General features: G+C 62.7%; 21 protein-coding genes and 1 riboswitch. Of the genes, 8 read left to right on the top strand and 13 right to left on the bottom strand.

Annotated elements, in window-relative coordinates; translation table 11 throughout:
• Positions 1-87: 87 nt before the first annotated feature.
• The 3 genes from IMX18_RS20450 to IMX18_RS20460 form a co-directional block, all read right to left on the bottom strand.
• On the bottom strand, positions 88-1,452 hold the full coding sequence (locus tag IMX18_RS20450; RefSeq protein WP_013970939.1) for a DUF1329 domain-containing protein: 1,365 nt from the start codon (positions 1,450-1,452) through the stop codon (positions 88-90).
• Between the two features lie 25 nt (positions 1,453-1,477).
• The gene (locus IMX18_RS20455) at positions 1,478-3,364 is read right to left on the bottom strand and encodes a DUF1302 domain-containing protein (RefSeq protein WP_039613806.1); all 1,887 of its coding nucleotides are present in this window, start codon (positions 3,362-3,364) and stop codon (positions 1,478-1,480) included.
• 331 nt (positions 3,365-3,695) lie between these two features.
• A complete protein-coding gene (locus IMX18_RS20460) occupies positions 3,696-5,378 on the bottom strand; it encodes a fatty acid--CoA ligase (RefSeq protein WP_100413024.1) in 1,683 nt (560 codons plus the stop codon).
• 250 nt (positions 5,379-5,628) lie between these two features.
• Between IMX18_RS20460 and IMX18_RS20465 the strand changes: the two genes are divergently transcribed.
• From IMX18_RS20465 to IMX18_RS20475, 3 genes are all read left to right on the top strand, one after another.
• Positions 5,629-6,594: a 2-hydroxyacid dehydrogenase gene (locus IMX18_RS20465; RefSeq protein ID WP_217190775.1), complete on the top strand. Its 966-nt coding sequence runs from the start codon at positions 5,629-5,631 to the stop codon at positions 6,592-6,594.
• A gap of 54 nt (positions 6,595-6,648) precedes the next feature.
• Positions 6,649-7,647, top strand: a complete 999-nt coding sequence (locus IMX18_RS20470) for a methyltransferase (RefSeq protein WP_191471967.1) — start codon at positions 6,649-6,651, stop codon at positions 7,645-7,647.
• A 39-nt stretch (positions 7,648-7,686) separates the two neighbouring features.
• Positions 7,687-7,827: riboswitch (yybP-ykoY riboswitch) on the top strand.
• An 87-nt stretch (positions 7,828-7,914) separates the two neighbouring features.
• Positions 7,915-8,499: a TMEM165/GDT1 family protein gene (locus tag IMX18_RS20475; RefSeq protein ID WP_085720808.1), complete on the top strand. Its 585-nt coding sequence runs from the start codon at positions 7,915-7,917 to the stop codon at positions 8,497-8,499.
• Positions 8,500-8,649: 150 nt separating this feature from the next.
• On the opposite strand, the gene IMX18_RS20480 is transcribed toward IMX18_RS20475, so the two are convergent.
• The 4 genes from IMX18_RS20480 to IMX18_RS20495 form a co-directional block, all read right to left on the bottom strand.
• A complete protein-coding gene (locus tag IMX18_RS20480) occupies positions 8,650-9,465 on the bottom strand; it encodes a M48 family metallopeptidase (RefSeq protein WP_013970933.1) in 816 nt (271 codons plus the stop codon).
• A 179-nt stretch (positions 9,466-9,644) separates the two neighbouring features.
• The gene (locus tag IMX18_RS20485; protein WP_003260669.1) at positions 9,645-10,265 is read right to left on the bottom strand and encodes an SOS response-associated peptidase; all 621 of its coding nucleotides are present in this window, start codon (positions 10,263-10,265) and stop codon (positions 9,645-9,647) included.
• A 15-nt stretch (positions 10,266-10,280) separates the two neighbouring features.
• Complete coding sequence (locus IMX18_RS20490) at positions 10,281-10,541, bottom strand: putative signal transducing protein (protein ID WP_003260668.1); 261 nt, start codon at positions 10,539-10,541, stop codon at positions 10,281-10,283.
• A complete protein-coding gene (locus IMX18_RS20495; RefSeq protein WP_003260667.1) occupies positions 10,541-10,723 on the bottom strand; it encodes a CPXCG motif-containing cysteine-rich protein in 183 nt (60 codons plus the stop codon). Before IMX18_RS20495 ends, IMX18_RS20490 begins: the two co-directional genes overlap by 1 nt.
• Before the next feature lie 125 nt (positions 10,724-10,848).
• Here IMX18_RS20495 and IMX18_RS20500 point away from each other — a divergent pair, with 125 nt between their 5' ends.
• A complete protein-coding gene (locus IMX18_RS20500; RefSeq protein WP_024086266.1) occupies positions 10,849-12,015 on the top strand; it encodes a 1-acyl-sn-glycerol-3-phosphate acyltransferase in 1,167 nt (388 codons plus the stop codon).
• A 116-nt stretch (positions 12,016-12,131) separates the two neighbouring features.
• On the opposite strand, the gene IMX18_RS20505 is transcribed toward IMX18_RS20500, so the two are convergent.
• Positions 12,132-12,392, bottom strand: coding sequence for a hypothetical protein (locus IMX18_RS20505; protein WP_013970930.1), 261 nt, complete (start codon positions 12,390-12,392; stop codon positions 12,132-12,134).
• A gap of 197 nt (positions 12,393-12,589) precedes the next feature.
• Positions 12,590-13,174 carry a YajG family lipoprotein gene (locus IMX18_RS20510; RefSeq protein WP_013970929.1) on the bottom strand — a complete coding sequence of 195 codons (585 nt, stop codon included), beginning with the start codon at positions 13,172-13,174 and terminating at the stop codon, positions 12,590-12,592.
• A gap of 145 nt (positions 13,175-13,319) precedes the next feature.
• On the opposite strand from IMX18_RS20510, the gene IMX18_RS20515 reads away from it, so the two are divergent.
• Both IMX18_RS20515 and mqo read left to right on the top strand, forming a co-directional pair.
• On the top strand, positions 13,320-13,553 hold the full coding sequence (locus IMX18_RS20515) for a hypothetical protein (RefSeq protein ID WP_217190774.1): 234 nt from the start codon (positions 13,320-13,322) through the stop codon (positions 13,551-13,553).
• A gap of 600 nt (positions 13,554-14,153) precedes the next feature.
• A complete protein-coding gene (gene mqo / locus IMX18_RS20520; RefSeq protein WP_217190773.1) occupies positions 14,154-15,662 on the top strand; it encodes a malate dehydrogenase (quinone) in 1,509 nt (502 codons plus the stop codon).
• Between the two features lie 178 nt (positions 15,663-15,840).
• Here the strand turns inward: mqo and IMX18_RS20525 are convergent, their stop codons facing one another.
• The 4 genes from IMX18_RS20525 to IMX18_RS20540 all read right to left on the bottom strand — a co-directional run bounded on the left by IMX18_RS20525 (position 15,841) and on the right by IMX18_RS20540 (position 17,891).
• Entirely contained in the window at positions 15,841-16,131 is a 291-nt protein-coding gene (locus IMX18_RS20525; RefSeq protein WP_015268954.1) for a PA4642 family protein, read from the bottom strand.
• Between the two features lie 68 nt (positions 16,132-16,199).
• On the bottom strand, positions 16,200-16,670 hold the full coding sequence (locus IMX18_RS20530) for a hypothetical protein (protein ID WP_217190772.1): 471 nt from the start codon (positions 16,668-16,670) through the stop codon (positions 16,200-16,202).
• Between the two features lie 187 nt (positions 16,671-16,857).
• Positions 16,858-17,331, bottom strand: coding sequence for a WbuC family cupin fold metalloprotein (locus IMX18_RS20535; protein ID WP_015268953.1), 474 nt, complete (start codon positions 17,329-17,331; stop codon positions 16,858-16,860).
• A gap of 2 nt (positions 17,332-17,333) precedes the next feature.
• Complete coding sequence (locus IMX18_RS20540) at positions 17,334-17,891, bottom strand: hypoxanthine-guanine phosphoribosyltransferase (protein ID WP_003256346.1); 558 nt, start codon at positions 17,889-17,891, stop codon at positions 17,334-17,336.
• Positions 17,892-18,052: 161 nt separating this feature from the next.
• Between IMX18_RS20540 and upp the strand changes: the two genes are divergently transcribed.
• Both upp and IMX18_RS20550 read left to right on the top strand, forming a co-directional pair.
• The gene (gene upp / locus IMX18_RS20545) at positions 18,053-18,691 is read left to right on the top strand and encodes a uracil phosphoribosyltransferase (RefSeq protein WP_011532223.1); all 639 of its coding nucleotides are present in this window, start codon (positions 18,053-18,055) and stop codon (positions 18,689-18,691) included.
• Between the two features lie 2 nt (positions 18,692-18,693).
• Positions 18,694-19,968, top strand: a complete 1,275-nt coding sequence (locus tag IMX18_RS20550; protein ID WP_013970921.1) for a uracil-xanthine permease family protein — start codon at positions 18,694-18,696, stop codon at positions 19,966-19,968.
• Positions 19,969-19,987 lie beyond the last annotated feature (19 nt).

Raw genomic sequence — 19,987 nt, forward strand, 5'->3', positions numbered from 1 at the left:
CGCCCGCGAAGGGGCCGGTACAGGAAATAAAAACGCCCCGGGCTAGCCGGGGCGCTCTGAGATGACACGGCGTGACGCGTTTTCAGATCAGCGAATACCCGACTGGCGCAGTGCCGCTGGCTGGAAGTCAGCCTTGCTGGCACTGAAGCCGAAGTCGTAGGCGCGCTTCTCTTCGTTCTTCATGCCCAAGGCCAGGTAACGGCCCGACTGCAGGTCATAGATGGCTTCCAGGGTGTACCACGGGACTTCCACGTTGTAGTACGGCTGGGCATGTGCCTCGGACACGCGCCACAGTTGGCCACGGCCGTCGTACTGGTCAATCACCGCCGCCTGCCAGGTGTCCTCGTCGATGTAGAAGTCACGCTTGGCATAGATGTGCCGCTGGCCCGGCTTGAGGGTGGCGACCACGTGCCATACACGGCGCAGCTCGTAACGGGCCAGGTCCTGATTGATGTGCCCGGCCTTGATGATGTCGGTGTACTTGAGCTTGGGGTCGTCGAGTTTGAAGGCGTTGGACGCGATGTACATCTCCTTCTTGCCTTCCAGCTTCCAGTCATAGCGGTCTGGCGCACCGTTGAACATGTCCAGGTTGTCGGAGGTGCGCAAACCGTCGGCGGCGGTACCCGGGCCGTCGTACGACACTTGTGGTGCCTGGCGTACGCGGCGCTGACCGGCGTTGTAGATCCACGCCTTGCGTGGTTCCTTCACCTGGTCGAGGGTTTCGTGCACCAGCAGCACGGTACCGGCCAGGCGCGCAGGCGCGGTCACTTCCTGCTTGAAGTAGAACAGGATGTTGCCCGGGTTGTTCGGGTCGTAATCCTTCATTCTTTCGCGGAAGACGAACTGGTCGGAGAAGTATACCGGGTTGAAAGAGCCGTTCTGCTGCGGCGTTGCCTGGGTCACCAGACGGCTGACGCTACCGCCCCGGTAGCGGGTGATGTGGTTCCAGATCACCTCCAGGCCGCTTTTCGGGATCGGGAACGGTACAGCCGTGCGGAAGTTGTTCAGACCGTTGCCGCCTTCGACCAGGGTGGTCTTGGTAGCGTTTTCCTTGATGGCAGCGAACACATCGGCCGGCACCGTGGAACCGCGATGGGTCTTGAATACCGGGATCTTGAAGGTGTCCGGATAGCGCTTGAGCATGGCCAGCTGGCCCGGCGAGAGCTTGTCCTTGTACTGGTCGGCGTTCTGCGCGGTGATGGTGAACAGCGGCTTGTCACTGCCGTACGGGTCGGACAGGAAGCCCTTGCCGTCGACGCTGCCCGCGCTCTTGGACAGCGGTTCCCACGGGCCGATCGAGCCATCGGCGTTGCCAGCCTTTTCGGCACCCATCGGAGTCAAGGTACTGCCCAGCTTGGCCGCCTCGTCGGCGGATACTGCAGCCATGACGCTGGTCGCCAGCAGGGACAGGCCCAGCACACCGGCTTGCAGCAGACTTCTGGTCTTGTTCATGTCGTGTCGTCCTGGATCTGAATGCTTAGAAGTTCACGCCGAAGCTGAGCGCGACGAAGTCGCGGTCATCCACGGTGGTGTACTTGCCATCGAAGAAGTTGGTGTACGACAGGCTTGCCGTGTAGGTGTTCTGGTACTCGGCGTCGAGGCCCAGGCTGACGGCCTTGCGGCCTTCCTCGAAGTTGGCGCCAGGGCCCGGCGAATAGCCGGAGACGTCATGCGACCAGGCCACGCTGGGTTTCAGGTTGACCCCGGCAAAGACATCGTTGTAGTCCCAGATGACTCGGGCGCGGTAACCCCAGGAAGTGCTGGTGGTAAAGCCATCGTTCTCGCAGTTGCGGCTCAGGTTGGCGGTGGAGGCACCGGCACCAGCGCCTGCGATGGTGCTGGCATTCAGGGCCTGACAGGTGTTTGCCCCACCGGTGGATGGCAGCGGGCCTGGACCAAACACCGGATCGCGACCGTAGCGGGTATCGTGGGCGCTCTCCAGGCCGCCCACATGGGTGACACCCAGCTCGCCCACCACGGTCATGCGGCTGGCGCCCATTACCTGGTCGAAGAAATGCGTGAGGGTGGTCTGGAACTGAGTGATCTCCTTGCGGCGATACCCGTGCAAGTCCTGCCCCGGCGTACCGGTCAGCAGCGAAGCGTTGCTCAAGGCACCGCCAATGGGGCGGACCCCGGCGAACAGGATATCCGTGGTATTCAGTTGCACCGGCGCGTTGGGGCGGTAGCTGAGTTCGCCGCTCCAGGCGGTCCCGGTGGGCAACGTGGTAGAGAAGCTCAAGCCATAAAGGCGGATGTCCTCGGGGTATTCGACGAAGTACTCGGAGTTACCTGCCACGATCAGCGGTGCCAATGCGCGCAGCTGTGCAGGCAATGCGCTCAGGCCGGCGAACACTGAAGGCGCGGCCCCGGTAGCACTGAAGATTGGCGCACGGCTGTGGTAGTTCATGAAGTAGGCGCCAAACTCGGTGTCCAGCGGCTCGAACATGTAGCGCATTGCCACGCCAAACTGGCCGCTGTCACGCGCATCGCGGTCGGCGCCGCGGCGCACCATCACCCCTTCCTCATTGATGTCCACGCCACGGGTGGCAAGGAATTGCTGCGCCGCCCCCGGCACTGTGCGACTGCTGTTGAGCACGCGCAGGTTGTCGGTACAGCCGTCGGCAATGATGTCTGGCTGGGAGAAGAAGGTGCCGCAGTTGTCGACGACCGTCTGGTCCCATTCGATCTGGTAGAAAGCCTCCGCCGACAGGTTGTCGGTCAGGCTCTGCGAAATGTAGAACATGTTGACCGGAATCAGGCCTTCCTTGATCTCGGCCCCCGGGCGGCGGAACGCCGACACGTCGATCGGGTTGATCGAGTTGATGCCGCCACCGATGAAGGTACTTTCACCCCAGCTCACCACCTGCTTGCCCAAGCGCACCGAGCCTGGCTGATCGCCGATGGAGTAGTTGTGGTAGACGAATGCGTCGAGCAGTTCGGCACCGGACGATTTGGCGCCTTCCTTGCGGTTGGAGTCGCTGATGTCCTTGAACTCGCGGCCTTCGTCCTTCAGTTCGAAGTCGTACCAGTACTTGCCGCGGACGAACACACCGGTGTCGCCGTACTTGAGCTCCAGGTCATGGATACCCTTGAAGATCTTGGAGAAGGTTTCGCCCTTCTTGAAGTTCAGGTGGCCATCGTCGGATGTCTGCGACAGGCCCTTGCCGCCGTTGTTCACCCCGATCAGGTTCTTGTTCGGGTTGGCCGTCGACCAGCTGGCGCCGATGGAGAGCGACGAGTCGAACTGGCCTTCGATTTCACCAATGTTGAAACTGACAGCGAAAGCAGGACTTGCGAGCGTGGAAGCAAGGCTGACGGCCAGGGGCAACTTGGCCCGGCGCCAGAACAGGTTTGCAGATTTCATCGACGCTACTCCATGTACTTTTTTTGTTATGGCAGTGAGTCCTTTCAAGAACGGCCCGAGCGACCGGTTTGCAGGCTTGCGCCCGCGGCGACACGGCTTGCGCATGTCGCCTCCCCCATTCCTGAAAATCCCCTGGCCCCGACTATAGCCAGCAAGGCACAGGCGCTTGATCCCTCTAAAGTGTGATTTGCGCTCCGTGCGGCCAACTCGCTGCCATGTTGCCCCGGCTGCGCGCTGGCAGTGCTAAAGGATGGCGTATTTCTGCCGTTTGGCAAGGCTCCACCCCTCTATCATGCGGGTCGCGCGCTGCAGTACGCGACCCGCATGGCGGTTACAGCGTGGAGAGGAACGCGCTGTTGCTGGCCTGCCACTGGACGATGTCCTGGCGGATGCGTTTCTTGTCGAGCTTGCCGACACTGGTCTTGGGAATTTCGGTAACAACGGCGATCTGGCTTGGAATCGCCCACTTGTTGATGTGCCCTTGCTCGACGAACGGCTTGAGGTGTTCCTTCAGCGCCTTGGCGTCGATGACCTGGTCTTCGCGCACCACCAGCAGTGCAAACGGGCGTTCACCCCACTGCGGGTCGGCCACCCCTACCACCGCCACTTCGCGCACGGCCGGGTGACGGCTGATCAGGTCTTCGAGGTCGAGCGAGGAAATCCACTCGCCACCGGTCTTGATCACATCCTTGATACGGTCGCGGATGTCGATATAGCCCATGCCGTCGAGCGTGGCGACATCACCGGTATGCAACCAGCCGCCCTGCCACAGCTCCTCGCTCTTTTCCGGTTCCTTGAAGTAGCCCATGGTCAGCCATGGCGCACGCAGCACCAGTTCGCCCTGGGTTTCACCGTCGGCGGGCAGGAAGTTGCCGTCGCCGTCGACGATGGCCGCCTCCACCAGCGGCACCGGCACGCCGGCCTTGATGCGGTAGGTGACGCGCTCATCCTCGCTGCCGGCCTGCAGTTCGTCGTTCAGGTGGGCGGCGGAAATCAGCGGGCAGGTCTCGGACATGCCATACGCAGCGGTCAGCTGGATGCCGCGTGCCAGGGCGGCCTGGTACAACGAGCGGTTGAGTGCGCTGCCGCCGATGATGATCTTCCAGCCGCCGAAGTCCTGACCTTGGGAGGTCGGGCAGTTGAGCAGCATCTGCAGGATGGTCGGCACGCAATGGGAGAAGGTGACCTTCTCTTCGCGCCACAGTTTGACCAGCATGTCCGGCTCGTAGCGCCCCGGATACACCTGCTTCATGCCGAGCATGGTGGCGGCGTAGGGAATGCCCCAGGCGTGCACGTGGAACATCGGCGTGATGGGCATGTACACGTCGTTGCTACCCAGCAGGCGCACGCTGTCGATGCTGCCAGTCACTGAAGCTTCGGCCAGGGTGTGCAGCACCAGTTGCCGATGAGTGAAGTACACACCCTTGGGGTTGCCGGTGGTGCCAGTGGTGTAGAAGGTGGTGGCCACCGAGTTCTCGTCGAAGTCCGGGAAATCGTAGCGCGGGCTGGCAGCGGCCAGCAGTTGCTCGTACTCGCCCACCAGGTTGGGCAGCTCGGCTGACTTGTCCGGGCCGTCGGTCAGCAGCACGGTCTTGTCGACGGTGGTCAGTTGCCCGGCGATGGCCTGGTACAGGCCGACGAAGTCACTGTTGACCAGCACCACGCGGTCTTCGGCGTGGTTCATGGTGTATAGAATCTGCTCGGGCGACAGGCGCACGTTGATGGTGTGCACCACCGCACCGATCATCGGGATGGCGAACATGCATTCCAGGTAGCGGTGGCTGTCCCAGTCCATCACCGCCACGGTGTCACCGGCCTTTACCCCGGCTTCGGTCAGCACGTTGGCCAGGCGCGCGATGCGCTCGTTCAGCTGGGGGTAGGTCAGCCGCATCTGGTCTCGGTAGACGATTTCGCGGGTCTTTTCATAGCGGCTGCCAGACATCAGCAGTCGCTTTATCAGCAGGGGGTAGGCGTAGGCGCCCTCGGCGGGCTTGATGATGCGGGTCTGCAACATGGGTATCCCTTTTCTGGAAAGCGGGCCGGACAAGTCTGAGAACTACTGTAGTTCGCCAATGTGAAGGCTAAATCAGCCGAAGGAATGATTTGCGTGATGAAGGTATGAGTGGCGGGCGTTGACGGGCGGCAAGGTTGAACTAGACACTGCGGCGGCAGCTTCAGGTTATGTGGTGAAGCTGATGGCCTATTCGCGGGTCAACCCGCGAATGGCCGCGACACCGAAATCCCGCCCAGCCTCGGAGAACTTCATGCCCAGCCCGCGTCGCGCCGTGTTTCTCGATCACCAGTCCCTGGACCTGGGCGATCTCGACCTCTCGCCCCTGAAGCAGCAGTTCGACGAGTTCGAACTGTTCGCCGCCACCCGTCCTGAGCAGGTCGCCGAACGCCTTCAGGGCGCGGTAGCGGTGGTCAGCAACAAGGTCATGCTCGACGCCGCGACCCTGGCCGCCAACCCGCAACTGAAGCTGATCCTGGTGGCCGCCACCGGCACCAACAACGTCGACCTGGCGGCCGCCCGCGCCCAGGGCATCACCGTGTGCAACTGCCAGGGCTACGGCACACCGTCCGTCGCCCAGCACACCCTCGCCCTGCTACTGGCACTGGCCACCCGCCTGTGCGACTACAACCAGGCGGTAGCCGACGGCCAGTGGGCCAAGGCCAGCCAGTTCTGCCTGCTGGACTTCCCCATCGTCGAGCTGGAGGGCAAGACCCTTGGCTTGCTCGGCCACGGTGAACTGGGCGGCGCGGTGGCGCGACTGGCCGAAGCCTTCGGCATGCGCGTGCTCAGCGGGCAGATCCCCGGCCGCCCGGAACGCGCCGACCGGTTGCCGCTGGACGAGTTGCTGCCGCAAGTCGACGCCCTGACCCTGCACTGCCCGCTGAACGAACACACCCGACACATGCTCGGGGCCCGCGAACTGGCCCTGCTCAAGCCAAACGCGCTGGTGGTCAACACCGCCCGCGGCGGCCTTATCGACGAGCAGGCGCTGGCCGACGCCCTGCGCAGTGGCCACCTGGGCGGTGCCGCCACCGACGTGCTGAGCGTGGAGCCACCGATCAACGGCAACCCGCTGCTCGAGCCCGGCATCCCGCGCCTGATCATCACCCCGCACAGCGCCTGGGGCGCGGTGGAGTCGCGCCAGCGCATCGTCGGCCAGCTCAGCGAGAACGCCCAGGCCTTCTTCGCCGGGCAGCCACGCCGCGTGGTTAGCTGAGCCCGACGCCCGCCTCTGCTAAACTGCGCCACTTTTTTCCAGGAGGCGTCGTCCATGGACCCGCGCAGTGAAGTGTTGCTCCGCCAGGCAGAGCTGTTCCAGGGCCCGCTGCTGCTCGCCGGCGCCCCCGCCGACGGCCTGCTTGGCCAGTTGCCCCGGGCCCGAGCCTGGAGCTGGCATGCGGGCGACCAGGCCATGCTCGAAAGCCGCTTCGCCGGCCGCAGCCACTATGCGGTGGAGCCCCCTGAAGTGACTTTCGACAGCGCCGTGCTGTTCCTGCCCAAGTCCCGCGAACTGGCCGCCTACCTGCTCAACGCCCTGGCCTCGCGCCTGGCGGGCCGCGAGCTGTACCTGGTCGGCGAGAAACGTGGTGGCATCGAGGGTGCGGCCAAGCAGCTGCAGGCCTTTGGCAAGCCGCGCAAGCTCGACAGCGCCCGCCATTGCCAGCTGTGGCAGGTGACCATCGAGCACGCGCCAGAGGCCAAGCCCTTGGAAAGCCTGGCCGAACGCTTCGAGCTCAGCCTGGAAGACGGCCCGCTGCAAGTAGTCAGCCTGCCCGGTGTGTTCAGCCATGGCCGCCTCGATCGCGGTACCGCCCTGCTGCTCAAGCACCTCGACGGCCTGCCGAGCGGGCATGTGCTGGACTTCGGCTGCGGTGCCGGGGTGCTGGGCGCCACGGTCAAACGCCGTTATCCACAAAACCGGGTGACCCTGCTGGATGTGGATGCCTTCGCCGTGGCCGCCAGCCGCCTGACCTTGGCCGCCAATGGTCTGGAGGGCGAAGTGATCAGCGGCGACGGCATCGACGCGGCGCCGACCGAGCTGAGCCTGATCCTGAGCAACCCGCCGTTCCACACCGGGGTGCACACCAACTACCAGGCATCGGAAAACTTGCTGAAAAAATCAGCCGTTCATCTGCGAAAAGGTGGCGAAATGCGCTTGGTTGCCAACAGTTTCCTGCGCTACCAGCCACTGATCGAAGGGGCGCTGGGCAACTGCCAGGTACGCGACGAGGCGGACGGTTTCCGCATCTACCAGGCAACACACGGATAAAAACAGCGCTTGCCGAAAGCGTTTTGCCTAGGCAGAATCCGCACCGTCCTAGGGGAGTAGTCTCCCGCGAGCGCCCAGCTCGCCCGGTACGCGTCAACATACTTGGTCCACAGACCATGGCGCGTGCGACCCACCATGCCAGCCTGCATGGCGAGATCCGCATAGACGGATCCAGGGTTTGACAAGACCTATGACACGCACACCTTACCCGGGGCGGGGAGGCTGTACGTGTCATAGCCATGTCGACCCGCCCCCGTAGGAATCCTGATGCTGGAATCTTTGCTGGTCCCCACCGCCATCGTTGCCCTCGCCGAAATCGGCGACAAGACGCAATTGCTCGCGCTCATACTCGCTGCCCGCTTCCGCAAGCCCTGGCCGATCATCGCCGGCATCATCGCCGCCACCTTGGCCAACCATGCCGCGGCTGGTGCCGTGGGCGCGTGGGTAGGCAGCTTCTTCAGCGACTCGGCACTGCACTGGATCCTGGCTGCGAGCTTCACCGCCACTGCGCTGTGGACCCTGGTTCCGGACAAGATGGATGACGACGAGAACCCGGCGCGCCGCTTCGGGCCGTTCCTGACCACGCTGATCGCGTTCTTCCTGGCTGAAATCGGTGACAAGACCCAGGTCGCCACGGTAATGCTGGCAGCACAGTACCCGTACCTGATCATGGTCATTATCGGTACCACCCTGGGCATGCTGATTGCCAACGTGCCGGTGGTTTTGGCGGGTAACTTCGCGGCGGACAAACTGCCGCTGACGCTGATCCGTCGCCTGGCGGCTACGGCGTTCTTCGTGCTGGCGATCGTGGCCGTGTACTCGGCGATGCAAGCCAGTGGCTGGGTGAGCTAACCCGAAAGGCGACAGGCTGACGCCGAACCTCTAGGAGCAGCCTTGCGCTGCGAAGAGGCCGGTACAGGCACCAGGAAATGTGGTGCTCTTACCGACCCTTTCGCAGCACAAGGCTGCTCCTACAAGGGGTAAGCATCTGGAAGTCGGGGCTTACTTCTTGGCCGCCTGATACAGCGGCATCACCTTCGGAATCGCCGCCTGCAACGAAGCAATGCGGCTCTGGGACGCCGGGTGAGTGCTCATGAACTCAGGCGGCGCGCCCTCGGAAGCCTGGCTCATCTTGTTCCACAAGGTGATCGCGGCATTCGGGTCGTAACCGGCACGCGCCGAGAGCTCCAGGCCGATCAGGTCGGCTTCGTTCTCGTTGGCCCGGCTGTTGGGCAGGGTCATGGCATAGTTCACCACGGTATCGGCCATGGCCATGCTGCCCTGGCCGAGGCCAAACAGGGCACCGGCGCCCTGGCGCGCCATTTCCACGCCATACGCCTTCGACATCGCCTCGCGGCTGTGCTCACGCAAAGCGTGGGCGATCTCGTGGCCCACCACCGCAGCAATTTCCGCATCGGTGAGCTTGAGCTGATCGATCAGGCCGGTGTAGACGATGATCTTGCCGCCCGGGCCGCAGTTGGCGTTGAGCTCGTCGCTCTTGATCACGTTGACTTCCCAGTTCCATTGCGCGGCATCCGGTCGGAACTTGGGGGTCTGGGCGATCAGGCGGTTGGCAATTACCTGCACACGCTTGGCATCTGCGCTGGACTTGTCGAGCACGCCTTTGTTCGATGCTTCACCCAGGGTCTGCTGGTACGACTGGGCGTACATCTGGTTGACCTCATCGGTCGAGAGCATGCTGAACATGTACTGCTGGCGCTCGACGCCGACAGCACCGCCGCTGGTGGTATTAACCGCCTGGCAGCCGGCCAGCAGGATGCCAGCACTCAACAGGCTGACGACAAAAGACTTACGCATGAAAACACTCCCTTTTTACATGCGCCGTATCGTAGGCCGAGTCGCTTGGGGCCGCCATAGCCGCAGGGAAGATTTTCGTCGCCTGTGCCGGCCCCTTCGCGGGTGAACCCGCTCCTAAAGGGGTAATGCGATCGTTGTAGGAGCAGCTTCAGCCGCGAAGAGGCCGACACAGCCATACATCAGGCCGGGGTCAGGCACTCCGGCGCATCCAGCTTCGGATCATTGACGAAGTGCGCCAGGGCCCGCTCGCGCAATGTCGCCGGCGGGCTGGCCAGCAATTCATGCAGACGGGCCAGCGGCGTGTCCGGGTCAAGCCAGGCCGCCTGCCCTGCCTCGTCCAGTATCAGCGGCCGACGCTGGTTCATCGCCGCCTGGGTCACCACCGCACAACTCAGCCAAACCTGGTCCTGCACCGGGTAGGCCTCCCACACGGCGGCGAAGTACAAAGATGCGCCCTCCCCCGGAGTCAGCCAGTACGGGCGCTTGCGCACGCTGCCGCGCCATTCGTAAAAGCCGTTGGCCGGCATCAGGCAGCGACGCAGGCGAAACGCGTCGCGAAACATCGGCTGCTCGGCCAGGGTTTCGGCGCGGGCATGGGCGGGGGTGCGGGACAGGTCGGTGAGCCAGGCCGGGGTCAGCCCCCAGCGCGCCTTGGCCAGTTGCAACTGGCCGTCAAGCTGGCGCTGGATCAGCACCGAAGCCCCAGGCGAGATGTTCCATTGGGCTGGCTGGCCAACGGGAAAGCCCGGCAGACTGGCAAGAGCCTGGGGCCAGCGAAACAGGGCGTAACGTCCACACATGGGCGAATTCAGAACCTAGCAGATCAAGGTACCGGGGAAACTCTCCGGTTCGTCGCCAACCAGTGGCTGGGCATCATTGTACGCATCGATCAGCTGCCGTGCGTACTCGGCCTGTTCATCAGCCACGGCAAGCCCAAGCAAGCCCTGCATCGGCAGTTCACCGGCAGCACCGATCAGGTCACGACCAACCAGATGCGCATCGATCCCCTCGCTGGCGAGCATGCCCGCCAGCATTTCAGCCTCGAGCAGGTTTTCCGGTTCGTAAATACGCTGCATCAGTCATTCTCACCGAATACATCCAGCATCCACTCCTCGCCATGAACTTGCAGCACGAAGCGGATAGGTTTGCAGCATACCTGACAGTCCTCGATGTACTCCTGATCGCCACCGGACAGGTCCACCGTGGTTTCGACTTCTTCGCCACAATAAGGGCAATCGTAGATAGCAGTTTGCAGCATCGCGGCCTCCGGGGTGACTTATGCGTATAATTGCCGGTCTGTTTACAGGGCCTGTGTGTGTCCGAGCCGTTTTTCGGAGCCCGCCCCTACCTTATTACCCTAGCCGTTTCCAACAAGAGAGCATGATGGGCGAATTCGATGCCATCCGACCGTACGACGACGCTGAGGTCCCTGCCGTTCTGGCACGCCTGCTCAGCGACCCGGCATTCCTCGATATCCTCACCCACTTCCGCTTCCCGCGTGCGGCCGGTGCTCTCGGCTGGTTGCTCAAGCCGCTGATCGCCCGCCGCCTGCGCAAGGAATTCGCCGGTGTCACCTGTGTCTCGACCTTGCAGGACAAAGTCGAGTACTACGTCGACCAGACCATCGACCGCGCCACCGACGGCGTCACTTATTCGGGCGTGGAGCAGCTCAAGGCCGGCACCGCCTACCTGTTTCTGGCCAACCACCGTGACATCGTCATGGACCCGGCCTTCGTCAACTACGCGGTGTACCACGCCGGCCTGCCCACGCCGCGTATCGCCATTGGCGACAACCTGCTGCAAAAGCCGTTTGTCAGCGACATGATGCGCCTGAACAAGAGCTTCATCGTGCACCGCTCGATCAGTGGGCGCCGCGAGAAGCTGGCGGCCTACCAGTTGCTCTCAGCCTACATCAACCACTCGATCCGCAACGACGCCACGTCGATCTGGATCGCCCAGGCAGAAGGCCGGGCCAAGGATGGTGACGACCGCACCGATTCGGCGATCCTCAAGATGTTCCACATGAGCCGCAAGGACGAGCCGTTCGGCGCGGTGATCCAGAGCCTGAACCTGACACCGGTTTCGATCAGCTACGAATATGACCCGTGCGACCAGGCCAAGGCCCGCGAGTTGTACATCCGCGCCACCACCGGCACCTACAAGAAGGCGCCGGGCGAGGACGACAACAGCATCGCCAAGGGCATTACCGGCTACAAGGGCCGGGTGCACATCAATTTCGCCCCGCCGGTGACCGAGTATCACGAGGATACCAAGCAACTGGCAGCGGAAATCGACCGGCAGATCCTCGGTGGCTACCGACTGTTCCCGGTGCACTACCTGGCCTATGCGATGTGGGATGGCAAGGATGAGGCGCTACAGGTGCCGAGCGCCGAGAAGGTGTTCCCGGCCGATGAGCTGGCTCGGGCCAAGGAGGAATGGCAACGCCGCCTGGATGCCTGCCCTGAGGAGCAGCGGCCGTACCTTGTGCTGCAGTATGCGACGCCGGTGCGCAACCAGTACCAGGTCAGGCAGCAGGCACCGGTTGCCTGAGCGATCCTAGGGCTGCTTTGCAGCCCATCGCGACACAAGGCCGCTCCTACAGGGGATCGCACATACCTGTAGGAGCGGCCTTGTGTCGCGATGGGCCGCAAAGCGGCCCTAAAATCTCAAATCCAGGTACTGAACCAGGACAGCAGCAACGCCATCGCAAGGCACGAAAAACCGAGAATGTAGAAGTACCGCGGCACCCGAAGGTCGAACGCGTCCACCACCCCCTCGTCCACCGCCATGTATTCGCGGGTCTCGGCCTCGCGCCGCCGCGCACTGTGCAGTAGCAACCCGCCCGGGCAGGTCAGCAGCAGCGCCAGCAGATTGATCAGCTTGGTCGGGTGGGCGGCCAGGAACCCCCAGAGCACTTGCAAGGACATCACGCAACCTCGGTATGAGCGACGGCAAAGGCCGGCATTCTACCCAAGTCATGCCCAGACGCCCGGTTCAGGCGACAAAGTGTCATCAAATTTCATCTGGCATGGCATGAAGATTTGCCGGCCTCTTCGCGGGCACAGACAACAAAAAACCCGCTGCCTGGAACACAGGCAGCGGGTTTTGTTTTATAGCTGAAGGCTTACTGCCCCAGCACCTGACCGATGGTCGGGTCCTTGAACATGCGGGTCAGGGCATCGCTCAGCACATCGCCCACCAGCTGGGTGTTGGTTTCCTGGTTCGGCGCCATGCCGAAACGCTGGTCCAGCGAAGCGCCGTAACGGCCACTGTAGCGGCGGCCGCCATTGGACACGTCGGCACGGAAGGTGGCGCCGATGGTAGCCTCGGTCACGTACAGGTTGTCTTTCGGCGACTGGTACTTCAGTTCGGCCAGGGTCACGGTCAGCTGCGGCGCGTTGTAGGCGTTCGGCGTCGGGGTGAAGCCGAGCAGGCGTACGGCGGCTTCGGCCTGGGCCTGCAGCTTGGGCACGATGTCGTTGCCACTCACGCTGATGGTGCTGGTCTCGGGATACATGCCACCGCGAGTGCCCAGGGACTGCGAGGCCCGGCCGTCAACAACCCGGACCACTACCGGCTGGCCATGGCCGACCGGCGCGAGCTGGGCCTTGAGCGTGGGTTGCGGATTGAGTTGTTGCGGGCTGTGGGCACAACCGACCAGGCTGAGGCTGGCCACGGCGATCAAACCGAACAACAGACGTTGCAACATGCGCGTTACTCCAGAAAAAGCGGCGAAGGCCCACAGTATACCTAGCCACGCATCGACCAGTCATCGGTCCGGCCCGCTTGTCACAATCGTTTCATCGCCGCGCCCTTATCCTTGCGCCAAGCCCTAACGCACAGGACTCGCTGCCATGGCCTCGCTCTGGACCCTGCTCTTCCAACGCCCGCGCCACAACACCTATGCCCGCCTCGATGCCGACGGCAAATGCCTGGCCTTCAAGCAATGCAGCCAGGCGCCCAGCGGCAGCGGCTGGGTCCAGATCGGCGAAATCCGGCTCGCCTGGCTGGGCCGCCAGCTGCCCGCCAGTGCCCGGGTTTGCGCCCGCGCAAGCCGCCGCTGGCACCAGCGCATCCTCGCGGCCTGACAAACGCTGCAATAAAAACCACGAATGGCGACATTTCTGCCCGCGACATCGCTATAATCTCCCCCCGATTATAAGGACGTCTCCTGATCGGGCCCCGCACTCGCCGATTGACCCCGGCAACTTCAATGCTTCGCCCACAGAGAGCCTTCCACTCAGGTCTTGCATCGGCTGTCGTGCCTGCTTTTCCGGCCCTTCACACTGCATGAACCTGCGGGTTGCCATCGCGCAGTCCCCTTTTGAGGTTCACGTCTCCAAAAGAGCGTGAAAAAACGGTTTTCACAACTTCACAAGAGTGTGGCGAGCAAATGAACAGTCTGGCATGTGCAAAAGCGGCAGATGTGTCCCGAACAGCCCTGAACAGGCGGCAAATGCGCTCATCCCGTATGAGTGTCTGAGCCGTTCCATAACGCACGCACGACACCTTGACCATAAGTCGAATTGCCGCACCCGTGGCAAACCGCGTTCAATACGCGAACCCGAAGACTGATTGGCGGTGTCCGCGGAAGTTGCAAGAACTGCGAAAAGTCGGACATGGCGACCCTGGCGAACCCAGGTCCTATGCTGTCAATTAGGTAGCTGTAGATTGTGGAGACGCGTTAAATGGCGCAGAACGAATCGGTTGATGTGGTACTGGTAGGCGCAGGCATCATGAGTGCCACCCTGGCCGTACTGCTCAAGGAGCTCGACCCGACCCTGAAGCTTGAGGTCGTGGAGGCGATGGACTCCGGAGCCGCGGAAAGCTCCAACCCCTGGAACAACGCAGGCACCGGCCACGCCGGCCTGTGCGAGCTTAACTACACGCCCCAGGCCGCCGATGGCAGCATCGACATCAAGAAGGCCGTGCACATCAACACCCAGTTCGAGGTTTCGCGCCAGTTCTGGGCCTACCTGAGCAAGAAGGGTAACTTCGGCTCGGCACGTGCCTTCATCAACCCTGTCCCGCACCTGAGCTACGTCGAGGGTAACAAGGGTGTTTCCTTCCTCAAGAAGCGCTATGAGCTGCTCAAGCAGCACCATGCCTTTGCGGACATGGAATACACCGAAGACAAGGCCGTGATGAAGGACTGGATGCCGCTGATGATGCCAGGCCGCCCAGCCGACCAGCACATCGCCGCCACCCGCGTGCTCAAGGGCACCGACGTCAACTTCGGCGCCCTGACCAACAAGCTGCTGAAGCTGCTGGGCGACTCGCAGGACGCCCAGGTCAAGTACAGCAAGAAGGTCGTTGGCCTGCGCCGTAACGGCAAGGGCTGGACCGTGAGCATCAAGGACGTCAACAGCGGCGGTAGCCGTGAAGTGGACGCCCGCTTCGTCTTCCTCGGCGCCGGCGGCGCGGCCCTGCCGCTGCTGCAGCTGTCGGGCATTCCGGAAAGCAAAGGCTTCGGCGGCTTCCCGGTCAGCGGCCAGTGGCTGCGTTGCGACAACCCGGAAATCGTCAAGCAGCACCAGGCCAAGGTCTACAGCCAGGCTGCGGTCGGCGCCCCGCCGATGTCGGTACCGCACCTGGATACCCGCGTGGTCGATGGCAAGAAATCGCTGCTGTTCGGTCCATATGCCGGCTTCACCACCAAGTTCCTCAAGCACGGTTCGCTGATGGACCTGCCGCTGTCGGTGCGCATGGGCAACATCGGCCCGATGCTCGCCGTGGCCCGTGACAACATGGACCTGACCAAGTACCTGGTCAGCGAAGTGATGCAGTCGATGGAGCAGCGCCTGGAAGCCCTGCGTCGCTTCTACCCGCAGGCCAAGGCCGAAGACTGGCGCCTGGAAGTGGCTGGTCAGCGCGTGCAGATCATCAAGAAAGACCCGAAGAAAGGCGGCGTGCTGCAGTTCGGTACCGAGCTGGTCTCGGCCCAGGACGGCAGCCTGGCTGCACTGCTCGGCGCATCGCCGGGTGCTTCGGTGACCGTGTCGATCATGCTGGAACTGATCGAGCGCTGCTTCCCCGAGCAGGCCAAAGGTGCCTGGGCTGCCAAGCTCAAGGAAATCTTCCCGGCTCGCGAGAAGACCCTGGCGACCGATGCTGTCCTGTACCACAAGATCAGTGCCGACAACGACGTGGCGCTGGACCTGGTGGAAAGCAGCCCGGCGGCCAAGCATTACGCCTGATTCGGCCGGTAACGAAAAAACGCCCCTCGGGGCGTTTTTTTGTGCCTGGATCCTAGTAAGCCTGTTTCGGCCCTTTCGCGGGTAAACCCGCTCCCACAAGGACCGCACCACAGCTAATGGCTGTGCTGTTCCTGTGGGAGCGGGTTTACCCGCGAAGAGGCCGGAGCAGGTTTACAAATCAGCCACGGGCCTTGGCGATGATCTCGATGTAATCCGACGCATTGCGCTGGTCGGCAATCTGCTCGACAAAGGTCTTGCCGTGCTCGTCCTTGCCATCCAGGTCCAGCCCAGCCTCGACGAAGAAGCCGACAAAACGCTCGAAATCGTCGATGCGCAGGCCGCGGTAGGCCTTGACCAGCTTGTGCAGCGACGGCGATGTCACGCCATCGGCCGGCTCGAACTGAAGGAACGACTTGATGTAGTCGTCGCTGATCTCGTCACCGATTACCTGTTTCTTGTCTTTACGCATTGCCGACTCCAACTGGACCATCACGAAATTTCGAAGGCCGGCAGTGTACCCCCCGCAGGCCGGGCGCCTCAACGCGTACGTACGGTACCGGTGTGCAGGTCGGCCCAGACGTGGCCGTTGCCGTACGTGAGAAACTGCACATACAGCGTCTCGTTGCGCAGCAGGTCCATGATCACGCGGTAGTCGCTGAGCGGGTAATTCAGGCTCAGGGTGCGGGCTTTTTCGTCGTATACGGGTTTCTTCAGGCTCTTGGCCGCTTCACCGTCAAAAGTCAGCAGCACCTGGGCTATGGTCGCGCCCTTGCTCAGCGGCTTGCCCTTGAGGCGCACCTGCAACGACGAGGTGATCGGGATCGGCTGCTGGTCGGATTGGCGTTGGGTACCCACTACCACCGAGTAGTCGGTCACTTGCAGCAATTGCTGGCCGGTCGGCGCTTCCTGGCGCAGGGACTGGTCGTCAGGTGGCAGGAACTGGCTGTGCAGCGGTGCGGCGGCGAGTGGCAGGCTGACCGCCAGCAGGAGGGGAAGAAACGCACGCATGTGAGGCTCCTTGAATGAAGGAGCACTCTAGCACGGCCTGCACAGGCTCTTGTAGGAGCGGCCTTGTGTCGCGATGGGCCGCAAAGCGGCCCCGGCCATGTTGGTGGCGAAGCTTCAATCGAGGGGCTGCTGCGCAGCCCGATCGCGACACAAGGCCGCTCCTACAGTTGAGTGCGCCGGCCCGACATCAATCGAACTGCGCGCGCATCCAGGCCTGGTACTCGTCCACGCCCTCTTCTCCTTCGCGCGGCGCCCAGTGCGCATGTTCGCCTTCACCCACCGGCCGATACGGTCCGGCCTTGCACTCGAACAGGATGCTGTCCGGCTCCAGCACCACAAGCCCATGGTAAATACCAGGCGCCAGGTCCACACCCAGGCAATCGCCGCCCGCCTGCAGCACTCGCTTGTCGGTCACCGCCCCCTGCTCGTTGAAGAGCAGCAGGCCAAGGCAACCCTTGAGCACGACCAGCGTTTCGGCTTTGTCATCGCTCAGGTGCCGATGCGGCGGGATATAGGTGCTCGGTTGCAGCCCGACTGCCATGCGGTGGCAAGGCTCTTCCATCTCATGGAAATTGTGATGTTGCCGCCCGCGCGGGTTGGCTGCAGCCTTTGCGGCCAGCCCGGCGAACAGCGATTGGTCGATGAACGCAGGCTGGCGCATGATCACAGCCCCTTTACGGCGAAGATGCCGTTGGCGTTGCGCCAGTAGCCTTTGTAGTCCATGCCGTAACCGAAGATATAGCGGTCGACGCAGGGCAAGCCCACGTAGTTGGCCTTGAGTTCCGGGCTGGCCTTGCGGTCATGGTCCTTGTCGATCAGTACTGCGGTGTGCACCGAGCGCGCACCGGCGTGCTTGCAGAACTCGATGATGGCGCTGAGGGTGTGCCCTTCGTCGAGGATGTCATCGACGATCAGTACGTCACGGTCGATGAACGATACTTCGGGCTTGGCCTTCCAGAACAGCTCGCCGCCGCTGGTCTGGTTGCGGTAGCGGGTAGCGTGCAGGTAGCTGGCTTCCAGTGGGAACTGCAGGTGGGTCAGCAGTTTGCCCGAGAAGATCAGGCCGCCGTTCATCACACAGAACACCACCGGGTTCTTGTCGTGCAGGTCCTTGCAGATCTGCTCGCCGACTTTGGCGATGGCCGCTTCGACTTCGGCTTCGGTGTACAGGCAGTCAGCTTCACGCATGACTTGACGGATATGCTCGAGATCGGCGGACATGGCGCTCTCCGGGGGTGCATTTTGGAAAAGCGGGCAAAGGTACGCATCCGCTCGTCACAGATCAAGCATTTATGGACTAACGTCCAGAATGACCAGACGACAGCACAGGCTGAATAGATTAATCTAGCGCGGTTTTTTTGCCCGCCTTTCGGAGCCCCCCTATGCCCACTCGTGAGATCCGCCATCCGCTGATCCGCCACAAGCTCGGCCTGATGCGCCGTGCCGATATCAGCACCAAGAATTTTCGCGAACTTGCCCAGGAAGTCGGCGCGCTCCTGACCTACGAAGCCACCCAGGACCTGCCGCTCGAAACCTACGAGATCGATGGCTGGTGCGGCAAGGTGCAAGTTGAAAAAATCGCCGGCAAGAAGATTACCGTGGTACCGATCCTGCGAGCCGGCATCGGCATGCTCGACGGCGTGCTCAGCCTGATCCCGGGCGCCAAGGTCAGCGCCGTCGGCGTTGCCCGCAACGAGGAAACCCTCGAAGCCCACACCTACCTGGAAAAGCTCGCGCCGGACATCAACCAGCGCCTGGCCCTGATCATCGACCCGATGCTGGCCACCGGCGGTTCGATGGTCGCCACCATCGACCTGCTGAAAAAGGCCGGCTGCAAAGAGATCCGCGCCATGGTCCTGGTCGCTGCGCCAGAAGGCATCGAAGTGGTGGAAAAAGCCCACCCGGACGTGCAGATCTACACCGCCTCGATCGACCAGCGCCTGAACGAACACGGCTACATCGTGCCGGGCCTGGGCGATGCCGGTGACAAGATCTTCGGCACCAAGCAAAAGGACGCCTGACCATGCAGGACGGCTTCAACGACCCGCTCTGGCGCCAGGTCGTTTCGGGCGCGCAGATGCTCTTCGTGGCATTTGGCGCGCTGGTGCTGATGCCACTGATCACCGGCCTCGATCCGAACGTAGCGCTGTTCACTGCCGGCATCGGCACCCTGCTGTTCCAGCTGGTCACCGGCCGCCAGGTACCCGTGTTCCTGGCCTCGAGCTTTGCTTTCATCACCCCGATCATCCTCGCCAAGGGCCAGTTCGGCCTGGCCGAGACCATGGGTGGTGTGATGGCCGCAGGTTTCGTGTACACCTTCATGGGCCTGATGGTAAAAATCAAAGGCACTGGCTTCATCGACCGCATGCTGCCGCCGGTGGTGATCGGCCCGGTGATCATCTCCATCGGCCTGGCCATGGCGCCGATCGCCGCCAACATGGCGATGGGCAAGGCCGGTGACGGCAGCGTGCTGCTGCCGTACAAGACCGCCATGATGATCTCGATGCCGGCCCTGCTGACAACGCTGATCGTTGCCGTGTTCGGCAAGGGCATCTTCCGTCTGGTGCCGATCATTGCCGGCGTGTTCGTAGGCTTTGCCCTGTCGTTCGCCTTTGGCGTGGTCGACACTGCCAAGATCGCCGCCGCGCCGTGGCTGGAGCTGCCCAACTTCACCGCGCCAGCATTCAACTGGCAGGCCATCCTGTTCATCGTCCCGGTTGCCCTGGCACCGGCGATCGAGCACATCGGCGGGGTGATCGCAGTCGGCAGCGTGACCGGCCGCGACTACCTGAAGAAGCCCGGCCTGCACCGCACCCTGCTGGGCGACGGCCTGGCCACCACCGCAGCCGGCCTGTTCGGCGGCCCGCCCAACACCACCTATGCCGAAGTCACCGGCGCGGTGATGCTGACCAAGAACTACAACCCGAAGATCATGACCTGGGCGGCGATTTTCGCTATCACCCTCGCCTTCATCGGCAAGTTCGGCGCACTACTGCAAAGCATCCCGGTACCGGTGATGGGTGGCATCCTGTGCCTGCTGTTCGGCTCGATCGCGGCGGTGGGCATGAACACCATGATCCGCCACAAGATCGACTTGGCTGAAGCGCGCAACCTGGTGATCGTGTCGGTGACACTGGTGTTCGGTATCGGCGGCGTACTGATCGGCAGTGGTGATGGCCCGGATGACTGGGGCCTGAAGGGCATCGCCCTGTGCGCGATCGTGGCTATCGCCCTGAACCTGATCTTGCCGGGCAATGATGGCTGGAAGCACAAGAAGCTGGATGATCAGTTGCCTTGATTCGGCTTTAGCCTGACCT

This window comes from Pseudomonas shirazica, assembly GCF_015168335.1.
Lineage (GTDB): Bacteria > Pseudomonadota > Gammaproteobacteria > Pseudomonadales > Pseudomonadaceae > Aquipseudomonas > Aquipseudomonas asiatica.

What these genes read in the sequence shown, in the direction of transcription:
- IMX18_RS20510 (WP_013970929.1), bottom strand. Translation starts at nt 13,174, where the DNA reads ATGTTGCAACGTCTGTTGTTCGGTTTGATCGCCGTGGCCAGCCTCAGC.
- mqo (WP_217190773.1), top strand. Translation starts at nt 14,154, where the DNA reads ATGGCGCAGAACGAATCGGTTGATGTGGTACTGGTAGGCGCAGGCATC.
- IMX18_RS20480 (WP_013970933.1), bottom strand. Translation starts at nt 9,465, where the DNA reads ATGCGTAAGTCTTTTGTCGTCAGCCTGTTGAGTGCTGGCATCCTGCTG.
- IMX18_RS20450 (WP_013970939.1), bottom strand. Translation starts at nt 1,452, where the DNA reads ATGAACAAGACCAGAAGTCTGCTGCAAGCCGGTGTGCTGGGCCTGTCC.
- IMX18_RS20465 (WP_217190775.1), top strand. Translation starts at nt 5,629, where the DNA reads ATGCCCAGCCCGCGTCGCGCCGTGTTTCTCGATCACCAGTCCCTGGAC.
- IMX18_RS20470 (WP_191471967.1), top strand. Translation starts at nt 6,649, where the DNA reads ATGGACCCGCGCAGTGAAGTGTTGCTCCGCCAGGCAGAGCTGTTCCAG.
- IMX18_RS20460 (WP_100413024.1), bottom strand. Translation starts at nt 5,378, where the DNA reads ATGTTGCAGACCCGCATCATCAAGCCCGCCGAGGGCGCCTACGCCTAC.
- IMX18_RS20490 (WP_003260668.1), bottom strand. Translation starts at nt 10,541, where the DNA reads ATGCAGCGTATTTACGAACCGGAAAACCTGCTCGAGGCTGAAATGCTG.
- IMX18_RS20535 (WP_015268953.1), bottom strand. Translation starts at nt 17,331, where the DNA reads ATGCGCCAGCCTGCGTTCATCGACCAATCGCTGTTCGCCGGGCTGGCC.
- IMX18_RS20530 (WP_217190772.1), bottom strand. Translation starts at nt 16,670, where the DNA reads ATGCGTGCGTTTCTTCCCCTCCTGCTGGCGGTCAGCCTGCCACTCGCC.
- IMX18_RS20525 (WP_015268954.1), bottom strand. Translation starts at nt 16,131, where the DNA reads ATGCGTAAAGACAAGAAACAGGTAATCGGTGACGAGATCAGCGACGAC.
- IMX18_RS20540 (WP_003256346.1), bottom strand. Translation starts at nt 17,891, where the DNA reads ATGTCCGCCGATCTCGAGCATATCCGTCAAGTCATGCGTGAAGCTGAC.
- IMX18_RS20500 (WP_024086266.1), top strand. Translation starts at nt 10,849, where the DNA reads ATGGGCGAATTCGATGCCATCCGACCGTACGACGACGCTGAGGTCCCT.
- IMX18_RS20505 (WP_013970930.1), bottom strand. Translation starts at nt 12,392, where the DNA reads ATGTCCTTGCAAGTGCTCTGGGGGTTCCTGGCCGCCCACCCGACCAAG.
- IMX18_RS20455 (WP_039613806.1), bottom strand. Translation starts at nt 3,364, where the DNA reads ATGAAATCTGCAAACCTGTTCTGGCGCCGGGCCAAGTTGCCCCTGGCC.
- IMX18_RS20515 (WP_217190774.1), top strand. Translation starts at nt 13,320, where the DNA reads ATGGCCTCGCTCTGGACCCTGCTCTTCCAACGCCCGCGCCACAACACC.
- IMX18_RS20550 (WP_013970921.1), top strand. Translation starts at nt 18,694, where the DNA reads ATGCAGGACGGCTTCAACGACCCGCTCTGGCGCCAGGTCGTTTCGGGC.
- upp (WP_011532223.1), top strand. Translation starts at nt 18,053, where the DNA reads ATGCCCACTCGTGAGATCCGCCATCCGCTGATCCGCCACAAGCTCGGC.
- IMX18_RS20495 (WP_003260667.1), bottom strand. Translation starts at nt 10,723, where the DNA reads ATGCTGCAAACTGCTATCTACGATTGCCCTTATTGTGGCGAAGAAGTC.
- IMX18_RS20475 (WP_085720808.1), top strand. Translation starts at nt 7,915, where the DNA reads ATGCTGGAATCTTTGCTGGTCCCCACCGCCATCGTTGCCCTCGCCGAA.
- IMX18_RS20485 (WP_003260669.1), bottom strand. Translation starts at nt 10,265, where the DNA reads ATGTGTGGACGTTACGCCCTGTTTCGCTGGCCCCAGGCTCTTGCCAGT.